The sequence below is a fragment of the Streptomyces silaceus genome (assembly GCF_001419745.1).
GTDB classification, from domain to species: domain Bacteria; phylum Actinomycetota; class Actinomycetes; order Streptomycetales; family Streptomycetaceae; genus Streptomyces; species Streptomyces silaceus.
In genome coordinates, this window is the sequence record NZ_LIRJ01000307.1 from 1 (window position 1) to 18,718 (window position 18,718).

The 18,718-nt window shown below is 73.9% G+C and carries 15 protein-coding genes; 6 read left to right on the forward strand and 9 right to left on the reverse strand.

Features of this window, described 5'->3' with window-relative positions; genetic code table 11:
* Positions 1 to 155 precede the first annotated feature (155 nt).
* Positions 156 to 620, forward strand: coding sequence for a DUF7144 family membrane protein (locus AOK22_RS26465; RefSeq protein ID WP_055701224.1), 465 nt, complete (start codon positions 156 to 158; stop codon positions 618 to 620).
* Here the strand turns inward: AOK22_RS26465 and AOK22_RS26470 are convergent.
* A complete protein-coding gene (locus tag AOK22_RS26470) occupies positions 602 to 1,984 on the reverse strand; it encodes a diacylglycerol/lipid kinase family protein (RefSeq protein ID WP_244165014.1) in 1,383 nt (460 codons plus the stop codon). The genes AOK22_RS26465 and AOK22_RS26470 overlap by 19 nt on opposite strands.
* A 134-nt stretch (positions 1,985 to 2,118) precedes the next feature.
* Between AOK22_RS26470 and AOK22_RS26475 the strand changes: the two genes are divergently transcribed.
* A complete protein-coding gene (locus AOK22_RS26475; protein WP_055701226.1) occupies positions 2,119 to 3,537 on the forward strand; it encodes a DUF2252 domain-containing protein in 1,419 nt (472 codons plus the stop codon).
* A 21-nt stretch (positions 3,538 to 3,558) separates the two neighbouring features.
* On the opposite strand, the gene AOK22_RS26480 is transcribed toward AOK22_RS26475, so the two are convergent.
* From AOK22_RS26480 to AOK22_RS26495, 4 genes are all read right to left on the reverse strand, one after another.
* Entirely contained in the window at positions 3,559 to 4,386 is an 828-nt protein-coding gene (locus AOK22_RS26480) for a YhjD/YihY/BrkB family envelope integrity protein (protein WP_055701227.1), read from the reverse strand.
* Between the two features lie 336 nt (positions 4,387 to 4,722).
* Complete coding sequence (locus tag AOK22_RS26485; protein WP_063795335.1) at positions 4,723 to 5,091, reverse strand: ANTAR domain-containing protein; 369 nt, start codon at positions 5,089 to 5,091, stop codon at positions 4,723 to 4,725.
* A gap of 88 nt (positions 5,092 to 5,179) precedes the next feature.
* Positions 5,180 to 6,487: a lanthionine synthetase C family protein gene (locus tag AOK22_RS26490; RefSeq protein ID WP_055701228.1), complete on the reverse strand. Its 1,308-nt coding sequence runs from the start codon at positions 6,485 to 6,487 to the stop codon at positions 5,180 to 5,182.
* Complete coding sequence (locus AOK22_RS26495) at positions 6,484 to 9,663, reverse strand: lantibiotic dehydratase (RefSeq protein WP_079036825.1); 3,180 nt, start codon at positions 9,661 to 9,663, stop codon at positions 6,484 to 6,486. Before AOK22_RS26495 ends, AOK22_RS26490 begins: the two co-directional genes overlap by 4 nt.
* A gap of 185 nt (positions 9,664 to 9,848) precedes the next feature.
* On the opposite strand from AOK22_RS26495, the gene AOK22_RS41555 reads away from it, so the two are divergent.
* Positions 9,849 to 9,992 (forward strand): hypothetical protein, encoded by a 144-nt coding sequence (locus tag AOK22_RS41555; protein ID WP_157872291.1) that lies wholly within the window; start codon positions 9,849 to 9,851, stop codon positions 9,990 to 9,992.
* A 374-nt stretch (positions 9,993 to 10,366) separates the two neighbouring features.
* On the opposite strand, the gene AOK22_RS26500 is transcribed toward AOK22_RS41555, so the two are convergent.
* The 4 genes from AOK22_RS26500 to AOK22_RS26515 all read right to left on the reverse strand — a co-directional run bounded on the left by AOK22_RS26500 (position 10,367) and on the right by AOK22_RS26515 (position 15,153).
* Positions 10,367 to 12,595, reverse strand: a complete 2,229-nt coding sequence (locus tag AOK22_RS26500) for a tetratricopeptide repeat protein (RefSeq protein WP_157872292.1) — start codon at positions 12,593 to 12,595, stop codon at positions 10,367 to 10,369.
* An 81-nt stretch (positions 12,596 to 12,676) separates the two neighbouring features.
* The gene (locus tag AOK22_RS26505) at positions 12,677 to 13,027 is read right to left on the reverse strand and encodes a hypothetical protein (RefSeq protein ID WP_055701231.1); all 351 of its coding nucleotides are present in this window, start codon (positions 13,025 to 13,027) and stop codon (positions 12,677 to 12,679) included.
* Between the two features lie 7 nt (positions 13,028 to 13,034).
* Complete coding sequence (locus tag AOK22_RS26510; RefSeq protein ID WP_055701232.1) at positions 13,035 to 13,976, reverse strand: hypothetical protein; 942 nt, start codon at positions 13,974 to 13,976, stop codon at positions 13,035 to 13,037.
* 328 nt (positions 13,977 to 14,304) lie between these two features.
* Entirely contained in the window at positions 14,305 to 15,153 is an 849-nt protein-coding gene (locus AOK22_RS26515; RefSeq protein ID WP_055701233.1) for a universal stress protein, read from the reverse strand.
* Between the two features lie 232 nt (positions 15,154 to 15,385).
* Between AOK22_RS26515 and AOK22_RS41030 the strand changes: the two genes are divergently transcribed.
* Genes AOK22_RS41030 through AOK22_RS26530 form a run of 3 tightly spaced genes read left to right on the forward strand, consistent with a single transcriptional unit; the run spans position 15,386 to position 18,463 of the window.
* Positions 15,386 to 15,889: a hydrogenase maturation protease gene (locus tag AOK22_RS41030; protein WP_055701234.1), complete on the forward strand. Its 504-nt coding sequence runs from the start codon at positions 15,386 to 15,388 to the stop codon at positions 15,887 to 15,889.
* A gap of 4 nt (positions 15,890 to 15,893) precedes the next feature.
* Positions 15,894 to 18,194 carry a carbamoyltransferase HypF gene (gene hypF, locus AOK22_RS26525; RefSeq protein ID WP_055701235.1) on the forward strand — a complete coding sequence of 767 codons (2,301 nt, stop codon included), beginning with the start codon at positions 15,894 to 15,896 and terminating at the stop codon, positions 18,192 to 18,194.
* Positions 18,195 to 18,199: 5 nt separating this feature from the next.
* Positions 18,200 to 18,463, forward strand: coding sequence for a HypC/HybG/HupF family hydrogenase formation chaperone (locus AOK22_RS26530; RefSeq protein WP_055701236.1), 264 nt, complete (start codon positions 18,200 to 18,202; stop codon positions 18,461 to 18,463).
* Positions 18,464 to 18,718 lie beyond the last annotated feature (255 nt).

Genomic DNA, 18,718 nt, shown 5'->3' on the forward strand with positions numbered 1-18,718 from the left:
CGACGGCCTGGCCATCGGCCGCCATTCTCGCGTCACCAGGACGGACGGCATCACCTCGTGCGGGTGACGGTGCCCTCCGCCGGGTCGGGTGGGACGGGCGGGATGCTCCCGGTTCACCGAGGAGGAGGCTCTCGGTTCACCGAGGAGGGTTCGAGATGGCCGGACAGACCTCACCGGAGCAGCCCCGCTCCGGTGCGCAGCAGCAACCGGAGCGCCGCGTCAGCGTGGTCGCCGTCGGCGGAGTGGTCTTCGCCGTGTGCGTCATGGGCATCAGCGGCGCGTACAACATGATCGCGGGGCTCGCCGGGATCCTGAACGACAACTTCTACCAGACCCAGGACGACTACCCCTTCGACTTCGACCCCAACGTCCGGGGCTGGGTGCAGATGATCACCGGGGCCATCGTGCTCCTGGCGGCGATCAATCTCTTCTCCGGCCGCTCCTGGGCCCGCGCGGTCGGCATCGTGGTCGCCGCGTTCAGCGCGCTGGAGAACTTCTTCTTCACGCCGTACTACCCGTTCTGGTCGGCGATCATCATCCTCCTGGACGTCCTGGTGATCTGGTCGCTCGCCGTGTATGGGCGCAGCGCGGCCCACAAGGTCTACGGCGAGCCGTTGTGACCACCCTCGTGCCCGCCGTCCGCCGCGGCGCGGCGGCGGGCGAACCCGAGCCTGCCGATCCGGCGCCAGTCGAGCGGTGGAAGCTCCCGGTACGCCCCCGGCCGCCGCCGTGGCACGACCACCCGCAGCGCCCCGGGCCGCACCTCGCAGCGCACCGGGGTGCGCAGCCGCACCGCCTCTCCGTCGAGGCCGACCGGGATCGACTCCTGGTCGGCCTCGACGACGACGGTGGGCGCGACGGCCCGGCTCAGCCCCGCGGCCCGTCCGCCGCGCAGCAGCCCCGCGGCCTGCGCGGCGCTCGTGACCCGCACGCCGACGCAGCCGAGCACACCGCCGTCGATGCGGGTGCGGCGCCCGAGTCCGGCGATGTCGTGCGAGCCGTAGGGGTTGTTGCTCACCAGCAGGGCCTGCGGGCCGTCGAACTCGCTCTCTCCCGCGTGCGCCGTCAGCCGGGCGCCCTGGTGGCCCACCAGGAGGTCGGGCAGCAATTGGAGGGTGGTGCGGGTCTTGCCGTCCCGGTAGGACGGGCTCTGCACCACTTCCGCGTAGGCGCCGAAGGACACGTTGTTGACGAAGGGCCGCCCGCCCGCGCGGCCGAGGTCCACCCGCAGCTCGACCCCGTCGTGCAGCGCCTCCAGGGCCTTCGACGGGTCGTCGCGGTCCAGCCCGAGGTCCAGCGCGAAGTGGTTGCGGGTGCCCGCCGGGATCACCAGGAAGGGCAGGTCGAGCGCGGCCGCGACATCGGCGACCAGCGCCTGTGTCCCGTCCCCGCCCGCGACCCCGAGCAGATCGGCGCCCTCGGCCGCGCACTTGCGGGCCAGGGCCGCCACATCCGTCTCCTCACGCCACTCCAGAAGCACCACCTCGGCACCCAACGCCTGGGCCTGCTCCCGCAGTTCGAAGCGGCGTACCTTGCCGCCGCCGGAGCGGGGATTCATGATCAGTACCGGCCGCCGGGGCCTCGGGGCGGGCCGCTCGGGCATCTGCGCCGGAGCGGAGCGGGCCGCGAGCGAGGCCCGTCCCGTTCCCGCCGCGACCGCCCAGAGCGCGCCCGACAGCACGGCCACCCAGATCAGCTGGGCCCGCGCGTACTCCACCAGGACCCAGATCGGCGCGGCGAGCGCCAGGACCAGCGCGAGGAACCGCAGCACTCCTCGCCTGCTGACGACCCACCAGACCGCGGCGGCCGTGATCGCCAGGCCCGCGAGTCCCACGCCGAGCAGCCCGAAGGCCTTCACGCCCGCGAACACGCCGAGGACCAGCACCGCGGCCGCCGCCGAGATCAGGGACGCGCGGGCCAGCCATCGCTGTGCGACCGGCCCACGGGGTCCGTGGGGTCCGGGTCCACGCATCGTCGGTTCCATGACCGGGAGTCTGCGGCCCCGCTTCGCGCCGGACCTCACCCCTTGCAGGCGACCTCACACCGGTGGGGTGACGCCGGAGGGCCCGGCCGCGCCCAGAGTCCTCATCGTCGGCAGGCAGCGGGAGGGAGCATCCCATGACCGAGACCACGAGCCGTCACCTCACCCCGCAGGAGCGGGCGGCGCGCGGCAGGGGAGCGCGGACCAAGGTCCCGCGCTCCGGCCACGGCGACTTCGCCCCCGCCCTGGACCGCCCCGACCCGGTCGACGTGATCGAACGGCAGTCGGCGAGCAGGCTCCAGGAACTGGTGCCGATCCGCTACGGGCGCATGCTCGAATCGCCGTTCCGCTTCTACCGGGGGGCCGCCGCCATCATGGCGGGCGACCTCGCGGGCACCCCCTCCAGCGGCATCCGGGCCCAGCTCTGCGGCGACGCGCACATGCTGAACTTCCGGCTGCTCGCCTCGCCGGAGCGGCGCCTGATGTTCGACGTCAACGACTTCGACGAGACGCTGCCCGGCCCGTGGGAGTGGGACGTGAAGCGCCTCGCGGCCAGCCTCGTCATCGCCGGGCGCGGCAACGGCTTCGGCCGGGCGGAGCGGGCCCGCGTGGTGCGCGGGACGGTCCGCTCGTACCGCGGCGCGATGCACGACTTCGCCGGGATGCGCACACTCGACGTGTGGTACTCGCGGATCGACGCGGAGGACCTCTTCGCCACGATGTCCGCCCGGCTCGACGCCGTGGCCCGCCGGCGGATGTCCCGCGCGCTCAAGAAGGCCCGCACCCGCGATCACCTCCAGGCGCTGGAGAAGCTGGCGGGCGTCGTCGACGGCGCACTGCGCATCACCCCCGACCCGCCCCTGATCGTTCCGCTCGACACTCTCATGCCCGGCGTCGAACGCGAGCAACTGGAGGGACAGCTGCGGGATCTGATCGAGCGGTACGCGCGGACGCTGCCCGGCGACCGCAGGGCGCTCCTCGCCCAGTACCGGGTGGTCGACATGGCCCGCAAGGTCGTCGGGGTCGGCAGCGTGGGCACCCGCTGCTGGATCGTCCTGATGCTCGGCCGCGACGACGACGACCCCCTGCTGCTCCAGGCGAAGGAGGCGCAGCAGTCGGTGCTCGCCCCGTTCGCGGGGGAAAGCGGCCACGCCAACCAGGGGGAGCGGGTCGTCGCGGGCCAGCGGCTGATGCAGGCCACCAGCGACATGTTCCTCGGCTGGGAGCGGGTCGAAGGGCTCGACGACCGTCAACGCGACTTCTATGTACGGCAGTTGCACGACTGGAAGGCCATCCCGCAGGCCGACGTGATGACCCCGGACGTGATGCGGCTGTTCGGCCGGGTGTGCGGGGCGACGCTGGCCCGTGCCCACGCGCGGTCCGGCGACCGGATCGCCATCGCCGCCTACCTCGGCCGCTCCGACGCCTTCGACCGGGCCGTCGCCCGCTTCGCCGAGGCGTACGCCGACCAGAACGAGCGCGACCACGGGGCGCTGGCGGCGGCGGTGAAGGACGGCCGGGTGACCGCGGAGGCGGCGGACCAGGCGTCACGGTGACGCGGTGCCGCACGCGGGCCGTCACGGTGCCGCGGAGTCCTTGACGCGCCGGGTGCGGCTCGCCCCGTCGAGCCGGCGCCGCACGAACTCCTCCTGGCAGAGCGTGCGGCCGACGGCGACGCCGAACACGACGATGGTGAAGAAGACGATGAGCCAGGACAGCAGGGTGAAGACCGAGCCCAGCGCGCCGTAGCGGTCCACGCTCAGCCGCAGCGCCCTGGGCAGCCACAGTCCCGACACGGCGCAGAACGCGACGACACCCGTACCGGTCAGCAGGGCCCCGGGCAGCAGCGGGAGCCACGGCACCCGCCCGGCCAGCAGCAGGTGCTGCGTCCACCACCACATCAGGACCGCGGCCGCCACCTGCAGCGGAACCCCGAGAACGGCCCCCGCGCCGAAGGCCCGGTGCAGGATGCCCTGCACGATCAGCATGGTCGCCCACACCAGCAGCCACACGGCCCAGCGCCAGGCGACGAGCCGGACGCCGGAGCGGGCCAGCCCCCAGGAGCGTTCGCACAGACGTTGCAGGGCCCGGGTGAACGCGGTGGCTGAGAGGAGCGCGACGAGCACGCCCGCCGCGCCCCAGCTGTGCAGCACGGCGTCCCCGCCCGCGCTCACGTCCTCGGCCTGCCGGATCACGGGACCGCTCGTACCGACGAGGGTGCGCACCGAGCGCACCAGTTCGCGCCGCACCGCCTCCGGGCTGAACGAGGCGAGGGCGATGAGCATCGGCAGGGCCGCCAGGAACGCCTGCGCCGCGAGCCGCGTCGCCATGTCGAGGATGCTGACGTGGACGAGCTGCTGGACCACACGGCCCGCCAGGGGCGGCACGCGACCGGCGATCGGCATGACGGCGTCCTCTCGTGGCAGGGCTCGCTCCCACCGTTCACCCTGCGGGGCGCGGGGCCGCGCCACGTCGCCCGCCGTGGGTGACGTGACCGTGTGCTGGGGGAGTCGCCCGTCCACGGTCCGTGGGCCGCCGTTTCATCGCCCGGGACCTGGGCACTCAGTGAGGGCGGCGGGGCAGCCGAGCGCTCCCGGGAGGTTCGGCAGTGAGCCGCCCCTTCGCCCCTTGCCCGAGCGGCAAGGGGCGGAGCAGTGCTTGAGGGAAGCGGCGACTGCCCACGAGCGGCGGTCGCCACGAGCGGCGGTCGCCGGAAGCGGTGATCCGGGAGGGACGCCGGCTCAGGAGGACGGGGGTTCGGCGTCCGCGCACGAGCTGTTGCGCCGGTGGTGCGTGAGCCGGCGCTCCAGCTCCTGGCGGATGTCACGGGGCAGCACCCCGCTGCACCCCCAGTCGATCAGCGTCTCCGCCACCGTGCGCAGCTTGGTGTTGGTGTTCATCGAGACCTCGCGCAGCACGTCCCACGCCTCGTCCGGAGTGAGCCGGCCGACGCCCACGAGCAGGCCCATCGCCTGGTCCACGACGGCGTGCGAGCGCACCGCCTGCCGGAGCTGCGAGACCTCCTCCTTGAGTTCACCGACCGACTTGTCGGAGTCGGTGGCGTCCTCGGAATGGTCCAGCTCCGGCCGATTCGTGCCGTCGTCGGTCAATCGAGCCTCCAGCAGGGGGTGCGGACGCTTCTCACTGTGGCCGTGCGGCTGCTCGCGCGCAATGCCCGGCAGGCGGGAACATCCATGCTCAGCACAGCAGCAGGGCGGCCTGCCAGGAGAGTTCGCCGCGTGGCGCGTCCGGGTCCGTCGCGAAGCGCAGGGCGAGCGCGGCGCCCGCCGCCCCGTCGAGGAAGCCGGGACGGTGCACGACGGTGGAGCCGCCGGGGGTGGCGGCGGCCCAGAGGAAGGGGTGCCCCGGGTCGGCCGCGTCCGCCAGGGCGTCGCTCAGCTCCGGTACCAGCGCGGCCAGTTCCGCGCCCCCGGGCTCGCGGGCCATCAGGGTCACGATCGTGGTGAGCCCCGCCAGACCGTGGCAGAGCGTGGGATCACCGAAGGCGCGGGCCCGGCTCGGCCGGTCGCAGGAGGCGGCCACCGCGGCGACCGCCCGGCGGTTCCAGTCGGCCTCCTTCAGCGCCAGCGCGGCCAGTTGGAGCGCGCGGGCCACGCCGGGCGTGCCGTAGCACCAGCCGGTGCGGGCCTCCGCCAGTTCGGGGCGGGCTCCGGAAGCCGCCGTCAACTCGGCCTCCAGCGGGACGATGTTGGGCCAGCCGAGGCCGTCGGGGCTGCGGCGGGCGAGCAGCCACTCGGCGATCGTACGGATGGCCTGTTCCTGCCCCGGTACGCGTACGCCCGCGCGGTGGGCGAGCGACAGGAGCGCGAGCGGGCCGGGGACGCCGTGGGCGAGCCCGGCGTTGAAGTGCCCGCCGGGGACCCCGTCCGGCTCGCTGAGCAGGATCGGGTCGCCGGTCCACCAGCCGGGCACGGTCCGGCCGCCCGGTCCGGTGACCGGGCGGGTGAGCGCGACGAGGTGGGCGAGTACCTGTTCGGTGGTGTCCCGGTGCGCGGGCCCGGCCGCCAGGAGCAGCCGGCCGAGTCCGGCCAGCCCGGCCACCACGTCGTACCCGGCCATCCGCGCCCCGGCCGTCCCCGCCGCCACCCGGGGCGCGTCCTCCGCCACCAGCCGCCGGGCCAACAGCGCGACCTGGTCGTCCAGTGTGGCGAGGAGGCCCGCGTACGCGCCGGGCCGGGTCACGGCGGTCCGCGCGGCGAAGGCGACGGCGGGCAGCCCGGCGTACAGACCCTCCCGCGCGGGCCTGCTCACCCCGGTGACCGCGGCCGTCAGATGGGCGTGCGCGACCTCGGCGTACGCGGGTTCGCCGTGGGCCAGCGCCGCGAAGAGCAGCCCCACTCCGGCGTGGCCGTCCGCGAGGGACTGGCCGTGCCACAGCGAACGGGTCTCGGCCGCCTCGGGCGTTTCGGCCGCGGTCACCCGCGCGGCCAGCCCGGCCGGATGGGCCAGGCGTTCCGCGAGCGTCGCGACGAGATCGTGGGTCATGCGCCGGCCCTTTCCCGGTCGAGGTGCGCCTGGACCGCGCCGCGGGCCACCGCGAGGGCCTGTGCCTCGGCCGTGCGGTCCGTGCCCAGGCTCCGGTTGCAGTGCATGTGGACGAGGGAGGCGAGCACCGCGTTGGGGGAGACGCTCGCCGCGCCCCGCTCCTCCTCCGCGCGCACCAGCCGCCCGAAGCGTTCCGGCGCCGCGAGGTGGACCCGGGTCGCCGGGTCCGGCACGCCGTCCGGGGTGATCCGCGCGAGCGCCGCCCGCCTGCGGGCCGCGAACGCCTTGTGGTGCTGCTCCCGCTTGGGATACGTCCCGGTCAGCCACCGGCGCCAGTCGCCGCCGTAGCCCCGGTGGAAGGCCCGCACCAGCTCCGTCACGTCGTACGCGGTGGAGAGAACGCGGTCGTCCGTGGGAGCCGCGAGCCGCTCGACGACCAGGCGGCTGTCCGCGTGGAACACCTCCTCGGCCGCACCGAGGAGTGCCGGGCCGCCGTAGCGCTCGGTCTCGGGGGCGTAGCTGTCCAGCCGCAGCCCCCGGGCGAGCCCGTCGGCGGCCAGCTGCCCGGCCAGCTCGTGGAGCCGGGGCAGCACGACGCCGTTGAGCAGCGCCGGGTCGCCGTGCAGCCGCAGTCTCAGGTGCGGGTCGGGATCGGCGTACCGGATGAAGAACCAGCGGTCGACGCCGTCCGGCCCGGCGGGCGGGGCGCCGAGCTCGGCCAGGAAACCGCGCAACGGGCCGGTCAGCAGCTCGTCCTGACGCTCGGCCGAGGAGTACAGCGTCGCGTACAGCCACGGACCGCCGGGGGCGATCTCGTCGGTGCCGCGCCGCACCACCGGGCGCCGGACGCGCGGGGCGGGCGCGTCGTCCGTCCGCGGCGTACGGGGCGTCAGGGTCACCACGGCCTCCGCCTCGTGGGCGCCGCCGGGCCCGTGCAGCCAGCCGGCGTCGGTGTCGTGGCCGAGCGGCAGCTCGTGGACCACGGCCGCGCCGGCGCGCTCGCACTCGCGGCGCAGGATCTCCCGGTGCGCGGGGACGGCGAGGTTGAGGGGGATGCGGTGGTCGCCGAGGGTGAGCTGGACGTGGTCGGGCACGCGCCACAGGGCACGCCACTCGTCGAGGGGCAGCCCGGTCGCCTCCAGCCGCCAGCGGGCCGGGCTGAGCACGGTGCGGCCGGTGCGCACCGCGGGCAGGAACGGCAGGTCCTGCGCGGCGCCCCACTCCCACAGCCGCCACTGCCTGCGCCCGAACCCGGCGGCCTCGACGAGGAAGCGCACCGCGTTGGGCGCGGTCAGCTCGCGGTTGAGCACGTGGAGCGCCGACGGGGTCAGCTCGCGTCCCCGCTCCGTGCACACGATCCGGAAGCCCTCGGAGTCGGCGCAGACGGCGATCGAGTCGAGGGTGAGGTCCGTGGTGCCCGGCGCGGCGGGGCCCGGGTGGGCGCCGATGACCAGGCGCCCGTCCAGCCAGGTCGGCACCTGGGCGACGTTGGCGTGCCGGTGGTGCGACGCCTGGTGGTGGACCTGGACGGGCAGCCGTCCCGCGCGCTCGCGCGCGGCCCGCACCGTCTGCCGGATCTCCTCGGTCTGCGCGGCCGGGAAGAGGTGGGCGAAGCGGCCCATGTGGCCGCCGGACGCGGTGGCCGCGCCCACCAGGACCAGGGTGAAGTCGCCCCGGTCCACGGCGGCTGCCGACTCCGCCGCGACCTGCACGACGAGTTCGAGGGACGGCGGGCGCACGGCGTCGGCGGACTCGTCCCGGTCGGCCTCCTCGAACCGGCGCAGCCACTCCTCGTCCAGGACCACCTCGCGCCCCCCGCGCGCCTGGGCCTCGGCCGCGAGCCCCAGCAGCAGCCGTTGGCGTACGGCTCCCGGGGGCACCGGACCCGGGTCGGGGCGGTGGCTCGGGGGCAGCCGGTATCCGGCCGGGGCGCCGAGGCCGATGTCGGGGTCGAGCAGCTCCTTGACGGGCACGTAGCGACCGAGCCCGTACCGCTCCACGAACTCCTGGTGGTACGAGGTCAGTCGGCCCGGTCCCGGGGGCGAGAGGCGCCAGAGCGCGGCGGCGGTGCTCTCCAGTTCCCTGGCCACCGAGCGCGAGAGCACGGCGGTGCCCTCCAGGCGCAGGTCCACCTGGACGGCGTGCGCCGGGGGAGCCGGGCGTCCCGCTGCCGCGGCGTCGGTGCCCGGGGGCGCCTCGGGACCTGCGGCCGCGCGCTCAAGTGCCGTGCGCCAGGCCTCCCTTCCCCCGCCGAGCGGGGTGCGGCGGTAGTCGGCCAGAGAGGCGCGCAGGTCGGCGACCCAGCGGGCGGCGGGCGTGGCCGCCGGGAGCAGCGCCTCGACATGGGCGAGCGGATCGGGCGCGTCGAGCGGCGGGCGCAGCTCCGTCAGCAGCACCTGCGCCCCGATCAACTGGGCGACGAGCCCGGCCACGGCGCCGTCGGGGGCCCCGGGGAAGCGCGCGGCGACCTCCCGGATCAGCTCGTCGCACCGGACCGGGCGTGCGGCGGCCTCGACCACCGCGCGCACGACGGGGGTGCGGCGGAGCGTGCGGGACGAGGGGCGGCCTTCTGCCGTCCCGCCCGACGGGCCTGCGAGGTCCGGGCCGGCCGGGGCGAAGGGCAGGACGAGGCGGCCGCCGCGCACGAAGCACAGTCCGTTCACCACCACGCTCAGCCCCAGGTGCACGGCAGGATCGCGCTCCCACTCGGTGATCAGGCGGGCCAGCCACCCGGCGTCGGGCCGGGCCGCCCGGTGCCCCTCGCCGGTGAGTTCCCCCTTGGTGGTCTCGCCGAAGGAGCCCCACAGGACGCCCGCGAGCAGGCCGAAGGGGGTGGGGCGCGAGGCGGCCCTGAGCAGGTAGCGCGTCACGGCGCGGTGGGCCTTGCGCAGGTCGGAGGGGGCGACGGGCGCGTCCGCGAGGACGGCGTCGACGGTCCGGGCGAGTGAGGGGCTGGAGACCTCCACCGCCTCGCGGAACCGGGTGTCGGCGAGCAACTCCACCAGATGGGCGCGGAGTTCACCGGGCTCCGGGCCACTCCCTTCCGGCCGGTCCCGCACGTCGTCCCGCCAGGTCGCGCGGACCCCGGGCCGGGCCAGGAGCGGCGCCCTCAGCAGCACTCCGTCCGCGCAGTGAAACACCGGTTCCGTGCTGTCTCCACGCCGCATCTCTGTCATGTCCCCTTACTTGATGCACCATGAAACGGACCCAGGAATTCCCGGTTCCCCTCCCGGGGAACGACGCCACACTAACCCCGACATACCTCACCCGTAACCCCTTGACTCCGTCCGTTATTCGTACCTAGATTCCGCTCCTGTCGTCATAGGGCGACGATTCGACAGGTTCATAGGAAGGAATTCTCATGTCCGAGAACACCGCGCAGGACCTCTTCGACATCGACCTCACCGAGACCGCCATCCAGGACATCGCCTCCGAGACCGGGGCGGGCGCCATTTCCGGTGAGGAGTCCTGCTTCCGCACCTGCACGACCTGCTCGCTCTGCTGACGCGGGCCATGTGAAGAGCCGGTTCCGGCGACGTCGCACGTCGCCGGAACCGGCTCCTGGTGAGGCGGTCGGGCCACCCCCGCGCCCGTACGGCCGACCGGTGGCGCCGAGGGCAACGGGAATTGCCCTTGTGGGCGCGGGCCCCGGTCCTGGCGGGCATGATTTCCGAATTCCGGGCGTCGCCATTGACGTGCCCGGAATTTATCGGTAACGCTTTTCTCCGTCGTGCCGCATATTTTTCTGCGGTACGGAATATTTCTGCGCGTGCCGACACCTTTTTCCGTGCGCCGGCATCGGGCGCTCCGCCCGGCCGGATGAGGGCGGCAGCATCCATTCGGCTGCCGAATCCGCGGGCCGGAGCGCCCGCGCCCGGCTCAGCCCGGGCCGAAGTCGCTCATCAAGCGGGCCCTGGTGGACTCCGCCTGCGCCCGCACGGCCTCCACCACGTGCGGCTTGAACGCCGGGGTGTCGAAGTGCCGCACCAGACGGTCGAGCGTGGCGCCGGCCTCCTCCATGTCGCCCTGACGGGCATAGGCGCGCGCGAGACGCCGGGTGGCCATGCCCAGGGTGAGGTTGTCGACGCCCTTGCCCTGCTCGGAGACCTTCACGACCGGGCTGAGCTGCTCGATCGCGGACTTGGTGTCCGGGGCGCGGACGGTCAGTCCGGTCCGGTCGGGGCTCAGGCTCTTGAACTCGTGCTCGGCGTTGAGGCCCTTGACCATGCGCGCGTACACCGCGAAGGGGTGCTGGGCGTGCCGCTCGACGATCTCCTGGAGCGCGTCGTTGCCGGACCGCAGCGACGGCGAGTCGGAGCCGCGCAGCACGAGCAGTTTGCCCTGCTCCTCGCCCATCATCAGCTCGGCGAGCCGCTCGTCGGTGGCGCTGACCGGATGCCGGACGGTGACGCTCAGCACCGGCGAGACGATCCGGGAGCCGTCGGCGCCCTGGTAGGACGCGCGCAGCTGATAGGTGCCCGGCTGCTGGAAGTAGTGCCCGTCGCGGCCGTAGCCGATGTAGGCGCTGGAGTAGATCGCCGGACGGGTGGTGTCCAGCCGCACGGTCTCGTCGTGGTCGACGCACCGCAGCCGCAGCGGCCGGTAGAGCACCGTGCGCCCGGAGGGCTGCCGGATGGCGATGTTGACGAGTCCGTCGTCCGGGTGGAGATGCCCGTGGGCGGTGCGGCCGCGCAGGTCCGTGGTCTCCAGCTTCAGCTCCACGACGACGGGTTCACCGAACGCGAAGCCGCTCCGGGTGCCCCGCAGGCCGAGGCGCAGGCCCGACTCGTCGACGAGCGGCTCGTCGAAGAGCTCCGGGTCGATGTCGGCGGCACCGGTCGCGAAGGGGTTGGCCCCCATGATCACGTCGCGGTAGAAGCCGTGCCGCAGGTGGATCAGCTCGTTGTCGGTGAACTGGAAGGGGAAGTCGCCCCAGTACGCCGCCGTGCCGCTCGTGCCGGACGAGGACTGGTAGTTCTGCGGATAGTTCATCCAGGACAGGTCGCCGAACCCGCCCCTGGGGCCGAGCGGCGCCGGCGGCCGGGCCAGGTTCTTCTGCCAGGAGTGCAGCAGGTTGAAGGCGTGCCCGAGCTCGTGCACGTACGTACGGAGCTGGGCGCGCTGCGACTCGGGGTCGGTGCCCTTGATCAGGTCGTAGAAGACCGCGCAGCCCTGCCGCTGGAAGGAGTCGGCGGCGTCGAACATGATGCCGCGCACCCCCGACAGGCCCTCATAGCCGCTGGCCACCAGCAGCCACACCTTCCACTGCGGTACGTTCCGCCACAGGCTGAAGTTGGTCTGCATGGCGCCGTGCAGCTCGGAGTCGGTCCAGCCGTTGGAGCTGTCGGCGATGACGTTCGCGCCGCCGGTCACCAGCATCTGGATCCCGGCGTCGGTGTACGCGCCCGGCACGTTCAGGACGCGGGCGGGGCTGCCCGGAGGCCGCGGCAGCGCACCGGTGTTGTAGGAGAGGAACGGTATCTTGCCGGTCACCGAGTCCTGCTCCCACTGGACGACGCGGAAGTACGGCGAGACGTACGGGCACACGTAGTTCGCGCCCGCCTGTCCGGACGTGGTGAGGAACTGCACGGTGGCCGCGCCCGGCGACTGGTCGGTCCTGCGCCGCGGGACGGTGACCTGCACGACCGGGGCGCCAGCCTGCCAGGTGAACGTACCGAGTCCCCTGACGACGATCTGGGTGGCCGACGTGGTGACGGTCGGGCTGTGCACGACGAACGACCCGAAGTACGCCGTCGTGCCACCGCTGGTGCTGAAGAAGTCCCCGCTGAGCCTGCGCAGGACCTTGGAGCCGCTGCGGATGCTGTCCACGTCGACGCGCAGCTCCAGCTGGAAGCTGCCGCCGGTGCCGCGGTAGCGGCCGCTGACGGGGCGGTAGGGGAGGGCCGCGGCCGGCGCCTGCTCCCGCGGCACGGGCTGCTCTTCGGCGCCGATGGCCTCGACGGCCCCGGTGGGTTCCGTGCCGGTGTGTGCCGTGGCCACCTCCTGTTCCTGGCCGCTTGTCCACTCCTCCGTCGAGGGAAGGTCGGTCACGGGCGAGGCCGAGGATCCGGCCGTCCCGGTGGTCGGGTCACCGCTGGCTGTTGACATGGCGTCAAGTTCTCCGTTCAGCCTGGGAAATGTCATGGGGGGGATGGGGCGGTGCACGAGCGGCACCGCGGCAGACGCCGGTCAACGGCTCAGCTCCCGGCGCAGGACCGAGAGCTCGGCCGGTTCCAGACGGGTGGCGGCGAGGTCGGCGAGCGAGCGCTCCAGTGCGCGTTCCGCGTCCTGGAGCACCCGCTCGGCGCCGTTGCGGTCACGGACGACGACCACGCCGCCGGCGACCACGATCTCCACGACGTCGGCGCCCGGGTCACCGGTGATCCGCAGTCCTCGGTAGCCGAGGCCCTGCGGCGGGGCGGCCCCGGCGGGCGCCGGGGGCAGGGCGGCGATCCGGCACATCAGCTCGTGCGCGGCTTCCGGCGCGAGGCCGAAGGCCGGATTCGGCCGTCCGCTGTAGAGATCGATCTCGACGTCCATGGGTCGGTTACTTGATCCTCTGCCGTTGCGAGTTGCACCCGTAGAAGTACCCGCAGAAGAGCGTGTACGGACCGCGGTTGGCGGTCTCCGGGTTGAAGATGACGTTGCCGCTGTTGTCCGTGTTGCGGGCGGCGGTGCCGCCGGGCTTGTGGCCCCAGAAACCCTCCTGCTGCTTGCGGTACCAGTGGAAGTCGATGAAGCCGGGGCCGGGGGCGACGACCAGCGCCACCAAATAGCGCGGCTTTTCGGCGTCCGGGAAACAGTCGAACCGGTGGTGCATCCCGTCGCACAGTGACGCACGCGTCATTTCGGCACAGGTGATGGCCTTGTACATGTTGCCGCAACCACGGCCCGGCTGGGCGAACGTATTCGTCCGCCAATTGCTGGCGTAGTTGTAGCAGTTGTTGTTGAGGCGGACGGTCGAGTCGTTGTTCCAGAATCCCGGGTTGAACGCACCGAGCTCGATGGTGCAGGTGGCCTTCGTGGTGGTCTCCTGCGGACCTTGTTCCGCTCCCGCTTCCGTTTCGCCCTCCGCCTGAGCGGTCCTGTCGGTGACGGTGAGCCCGCCGGGGGCGGCCAGTTGCGGGATCAGGTACTCGCGCAGCGAGGAGTCCAGCGGGGGCGTCGCCTCGCCGGAGTCCGCCGGCTCCCCGCTCTCCATCAGGGTGACCAGCCGCTCGCCGATCGCGGCCGCCTGGCCGCCGCGCGCGTGGGCGCCGACCGGCAGGTAAAGCCTGGGCTCACTGCCGAACTCGCGTCCGAACTCGTCGTTGAGCGGTTCGATCCAGAATCCGCGGACACCGAGCCCGCCCTGGGCCGGGGCGTCGGCCAGGAACAGGTTCCGGTTGCTGTCCACCTCACGGAGCAGGGCGCGTACTTCGCTCGCGTCGGTGATGTCGGAGACGGGATCGGGGAGGCCGGAAAAGATATCGGCCGTGATGCGGAGCATATGTTTTCCCCCTGACTTTTTTGCGCAGCAGTGGATTGCCGGGGGACTTTTCGGCCCCCGGTCGGCTGTCCCCGGGGTTCCGAGGCCGCAGGGAATCTTGTGGTGGCTCCGCTGCGCCGGTTGTATTGACAAGGGATATACACCGCACCGTAGTTGGCGTCAACGGAAAGAATGGGACCTGGTGTTTATCGACCAGCACCTACGGCACTTGCAGCGGATCAGTACGCCAAAATCGCTATCGCGATTGGATATCCGGAAGCGGCGCATTCCGTACCGGTCCGGCGCGCGGTTCGTCACCGTGCACCACCGGCGCCGCCCGGCCGGGCCGTCAGCGGTGCGGGACGATCGCGACCGGGCTCGTGGCGTGGTGGATCACCGCGTGTGCCGTCGCCCCGAAGTGCGGTCCCGCGGCGATGCGCCGGCCCAGCACGAGCAGCCCCGCCGCCGGGGTGGCGTCGACCAGCCGACGGCCCGCCGCGCCGTGCGGGAGCCGCTCGGTGACCTGTGTGGCGGGGAACTTGTGCCGCCAGGGTGCGAGCGCGGCGGTGAGCAGGTGCGACTTCGCGAGCACGGGGGCGTCGGCGCCGGGCGCCAGAGGAACGGCCCAGGCGTGCAGGACGTGCAGGGGAGCGCCGCGCAGGGCCGCGGTGACGAACGCGAATTCCAGCAGTTCGTCGCAGGGATGGTCCAGGTCGAGTCCCAGGACGACCGGGCCGTGCGGTCCTGGCACCTGGTCCCGGCGCTGTGCCCAGGGGCGTTCGTCGGCGCGGACCAGGACGACCGGGCAGGAGGCGCGCGCCGCGACGGCGGCGGCCACCGACCCGACCAGGGCGCCCGTGAGCGCGCCGAGACCGCGGGAGCCGAGCACGCACAAGGTGGAGTACGCGGCCGCCGCCAGCAGCTCCCGCACCGGGGACCCGGGAACCTCCTCGTCGAGGATGCCCAGGTCGGGATAGGCGGTGGAGATCCGCAGGACGGCCCGGTCGAGGGCGTCGCGCTCCCGCTGGGCCGGCGCGTCGATCTCCGGCAGCCCGCTGGGCCGCGACGGCCGGTCGAAGACGTGGACGAGATGGAGCGGCAGTTCGCGGCGCAGTGCCTCGCGGGCCGCCCAGTCGACGGCGGCCAGACTCTCGGGCGAGCCGTCGAGGCCCGCGGTGACGGGTTGTCGGCCGGTCATGGGGCCACCTCCGTGGTGAGGCCAGGAAGTTTCGGCTGTGCGGGACCACGGCCGCCGGACAGGCCGGGACACGGGCCCGTCGTGCGCTCGGCGGCGGCCGTACTGCGGACCGTCGCACCGGCACGTCCGCACGGCGAGAGGCGGATCGGCCCCGGCGGGGGACGTTCGGCCCCTACCGGAGGCCGCCGCGCCGTCCCCACAGTGGCGGCACGGGGCCGCGGAAGGAGGGGCGATGTCCGCGCGGACACGGATCGCGGTGATCGGCGTCGGCAACGAGTTCCGGCGCGACGACGGAGTGGGTCCGGCGGTGATCGCCCGCCTGCGGGCACGCGCCGCCGGCCGCCCGCTGCCACCGGGGATGCTCCTCGCCACCTGTGACGGCGACCCCGCCCGGCTGATCGGGTTGTGGGAGGGCGCGGAACTCGCGGTCGTCGTCGACGCCGCCCACGCGCACCCCGCCCGCCCCGGCCATGTGCACCGGCTGTCGCTCGCCGCCGGTGCGCCGGGCCGTCCGCCGACGACCAGCTCGCACGGACTCGGACTCGGTGAGGCCGTGGAACTCGCCGGGATCCTCGGCCGGTTGCCCGGACAACTGGTCGTGTACGCGGTCGAGGGCGCTGACGACTCCCTGGGGACGGAGCTGTCCCCGGCCGTCGCGCGCGTGGTGGAGCCGCTCGCCGACGACGTGGAGAGCGAGGTCACGCGGCACCGTGACACCGCCGCGCGCGGGAGGTGATCAGGTGAGCACGCCGGAGCGCAGCGCCCTGCACTTCGAGGCGTTCGGGACGGTCCAGGGGGTGGGCTACCGCCCCTTCGTGCACCGGCTCGCGACCGCGCTCGGCCTGGACGGCTGGGCCGTCAACGCCGACGGCCACGTGGAGGGCGAGATCGCCGGACCGCCGTACGCCGTCGACGAGTTCACCGTGCGGCTGCGCAGCGGGGCGCCCGCGCTGGCCCGGGTGCGGCACGTACGGCTGAGCGCCGTGCGCGGACAGCCCCCGCGAGCCGGTTCCGGCTTCACCGTGCGGCGCAGCGACCCCGGTCCCGCCGCACCGCCCGGCCCGCGGGAGATCCCGCCCGACGCCGCGATCTGCGGCGCATGCCTGCGGGAACTCCTGGACCCCGAAGACCGCCGGTTCCGCTACCCGTTCATCAACTGCACCGACTGCGGGCCGCGCGCCACGGTCATCGAGGACCTGCCCTACGACCGCGTCCGCACCACCATGCGGCGCTTCCCGCTCTGCGCCGACTGCGCGGCGGAGTACGCCGACCCCGCCGACCGCCGCTTCCACGCCGAACCCCTCGCGTGCCCCGCCTGCGGCCCCCGCCTCTCCTGGGGAGCGCTGAGCGGGGAGAGCGCGCTGCGCGCCGCGGTCAAGGCCGTGGAGGGCGGCGGGATCGTCGCGGTGAAGGGCCTCGGCGGCTATCAGCTGGTGTGCGACGCCACCGACGAATCGGCGGTGCGGGCACTGCGCGAGCGCAAGAACCGCCCGGCCAAGCCCTTCGCCGTCATGGTCCAGGACCTGGCGGCCGCACGGGAGTTGGCGCGCGTGTCACCGGCCGAGCGCGCGGCCCTGGAATCGTCGGCACGCCCCGTGGTCCTGCTCGCCGCCCGGGGGACGGGGACGGCCCGCGCCGTCCGTCCGGGCACGCGGCGCATCGGCCTGCTCCTGCCCACCACCGGGCTGCACCATCTCCTCGTCCGTGAACTCGCCCGGCCGCTCGTCGTCACGAGCGGGAACCTCGCCGACGAGCCGATCGCCACGGACGACGTCCGGGCGCGCCGCACGCTGGCCGCGGTCGCCGACGGATTCCTCGCCCACGACCGGCCGATCCGCGCCCGCTACGACGACTCGGTCGTGCAGGTGACCGGCGCCACCTCGCGTACCGTCCGCAGGGCGCGCGGCCTCGCCCCCGCTCCACTGCCGCTGACCGTCGCGGCGCCCGTGCCCCTGGTGGCCGTCGGCGCCCAGCTCAAGCACACCTTCGCCCTGGCGGACGGGCACCACGCCCATCTCTCCGCGCACGGCGGGGATCTCGCGGACGCGACCGCGCTGGACGCCTTCACCGACGCGTACGCCGATCTGACGCGGCTCACGGGCATCACCCCGCGCGCCGTCGCCCACGATCTGCACCCCGGCTATCTCTCCACCCAGTGGGCGCGGGCCGGGCAGTTGCCCCGCGTGCCCGTCCAGCACCACCACGCCCACCTGGCCGCGTGCGCGGCGGAACACGGGCTGGCCACGCCGTTCGTCGGGGTGGCCTACGACGGCCTGGGCCTCGGCGACGACGGGACGCTGTGGGGCGGCGAGATCCTGGTCGCCGACCTGGCCGGATACCGCCGCGCCGCCCGGTTCGCGACCGTGCCGCTGCCGGGCGGTGAGGCGGCGGTCCGCCACCCGTACCGCATGGCCCTCGGCTATCTGCACGGCACGGAACTCCTCGGCAGCCCCCGCCCGTACCCCTGGCTGACCAAGCCCTTCACCGACCGTCTCGATCCGGCCGAGGCAGCCGTGGTGCGTGCCATGGTGGCGCGGGGCATCAACGCGCCGCGCGCGTCGAGCGCCGGACGCCTCTTCGACGCGGTGGCGAGCCTCCTTGGCCTCGTCGACTCCGTCAGCCACGAGGGCGAGGCCGCGGCCGCGCTGGAGGACAGCGCCGGGGACGAGAGCGCCCTGCCGTTGGCCCACCGCGTCGTGCGGGCCGACGGCCTGTGGGTCTACGACCCCGCGCCGACCCTGATCGACCTCCTGGACCGCAGACACCGCGGCGAGCCCGTGTCCGCGCTCGCCGCGGCCTTCCACACCACCGTGGCCGTCGTGACCTGCGAACTCGTCGGGAGAGCCGTCGAGGACGGCGCCCCGCGCACGGTCTGTCTCGCGGGCGGCTGCTTCCTCAACCGCCGTCTGCTCGCCGAGGTCGAGTGCCGGCTGCGCGCACGGGGACTGCGGGTCCTGGTCCCCGGCGCCGTGCCGGTGGGCGACGGCGGGATCAGTTACGGACAGGCGGCGGTCGCCGCCGCCCGGCTCGCGAAGGAGTGACCCCGATGTGCCTCGGCATTCCCGGCAGGGTGCTGACGACCAGGGACGACGACGGACTCCGCATGGCCACCGTCGACTTCGGCGGGGTCCGCCGCGAGGTGTGCCTCGCCTACACCCCGACGGCCGCGGTCGGTACGTACGTCGTCGTGCACGTCGGCTTCGCCATCACCGAGGTCGACGAGGCGGAGGCCGAGCGGACCCTGGACGTCCTGAGAGCCATGGCGGGCGCAGTGGAGGCGGAGCTCGGCGAGCCGCTGCCCGGCCCCTGAACGGCCCGTCGGCCCAGGGCCGTTCGGCCCCCGTTCGGCCCCGCTCGGCCCTTGGGCCTCGCCCCAGCCGCGCCCGAGCCTGGAAAGGGGCGACCGGCGGACGGGAGCTCCCGGACGACGGAGGACGACCGGAACGGCCCGCGCCAAGGGACCCCGGTGCGCCGACGCGCCAGGGAGGAGACAGGGATGAAGCACAGCAAGATCGGTTCCGTGATGACCGGCGACGTCGTCAGCGCCCGGTACGGCACGCCGTTC

Bases quoted from the DNA above. Each gene is read 5' to 3' on its own strand.
- AOK22_RS26470 (WP_244165014.1), bottom strand. From the start codon at position 1,984: ATGGAACCGACGATGCGTGGACCCGGACCCCACGGACCCCGTGGGCCG.
- AOK22_RS26490 (WP_055701228.1), bottom strand. From the start codon at position 6,487: ATGACCCACGATCTCGTCGCGACGCTCGCGGAACGCCTGGCCCATCCG.
- AOK22_RS41030 (WP_055701234.1), top strand. From the start codon at position 15,386: ATGTCCGCGCGGACACGGATCGCGGTGATCGGCGTCGGCAACGAGTTC.
- AOK22_RS26500 (WP_157872292.1), bottom strand. From the start codon at position 12,595: ATGTCAACAGCCAGCGGTGACCCGACCACCGGGACGGCCGGATCCTCG.
- AOK22_RS26530 (WP_055701236.1), top strand. From the start codon at position 18,200: ATGTGCCTCGGCATTCCCGGCAGGGTGCTGACGACCAGGGACGACGAC.
- AOK22_RS26505 (WP_055701231.1), bottom strand. From the start codon at position 13,027: ATGGACGTCGAGATCGATCTCTACAGCGGACGGCCGAATCCGGCCTTC.
- AOK22_RS41555 (WP_157872291.1), top strand. From the start codon at position 9,849: ATGTCCGAGAACACCGCGCAGGACCTCTTCGACATCGACCTCACCGAG.
- AOK22_RS26515 (WP_055701233.1), bottom strand. From the start codon at position 15,153: ATGACCGGCCGACAACCCGTCACCGCGGGCCTCGACGGCTCGCCCGAG.
- AOK22_RS26480 (WP_055701227.1), bottom strand. From the start codon at position 4,386: ATGCCGATCGCCGGTCGCGTGCCGCCCCTGGCGGGCCGTGTGGTCCAG.
- AOK22_RS26495 (WP_079036825.1), bottom strand. From the start codon at position 9,663: ATGACAGAGATGCGGCGTGGAGACAGCACGGAACCGGTGTTTCACTGC.
- AOK22_RS26465 (WP_055701224.1), top strand. From the start codon at position 156: ATGGCCGGACAGACCTCACCGGAGCAGCCCCGCTCCGGTGCGCAGCAG.
- AOK22_RS26510 (WP_055701232.1), bottom strand. From the start codon at position 13,976: ATGCTCCGCATCACGGCCGATATCTTTTCCGGCCTCCCCGATCCCGTC.
- AOK22_RS26475 (WP_055701226.1), top strand. From the start codon at position 2,119: ATGACCGAGACCACGAGCCGTCACCTCACCCCGCAGGAGCGGGCGGCG.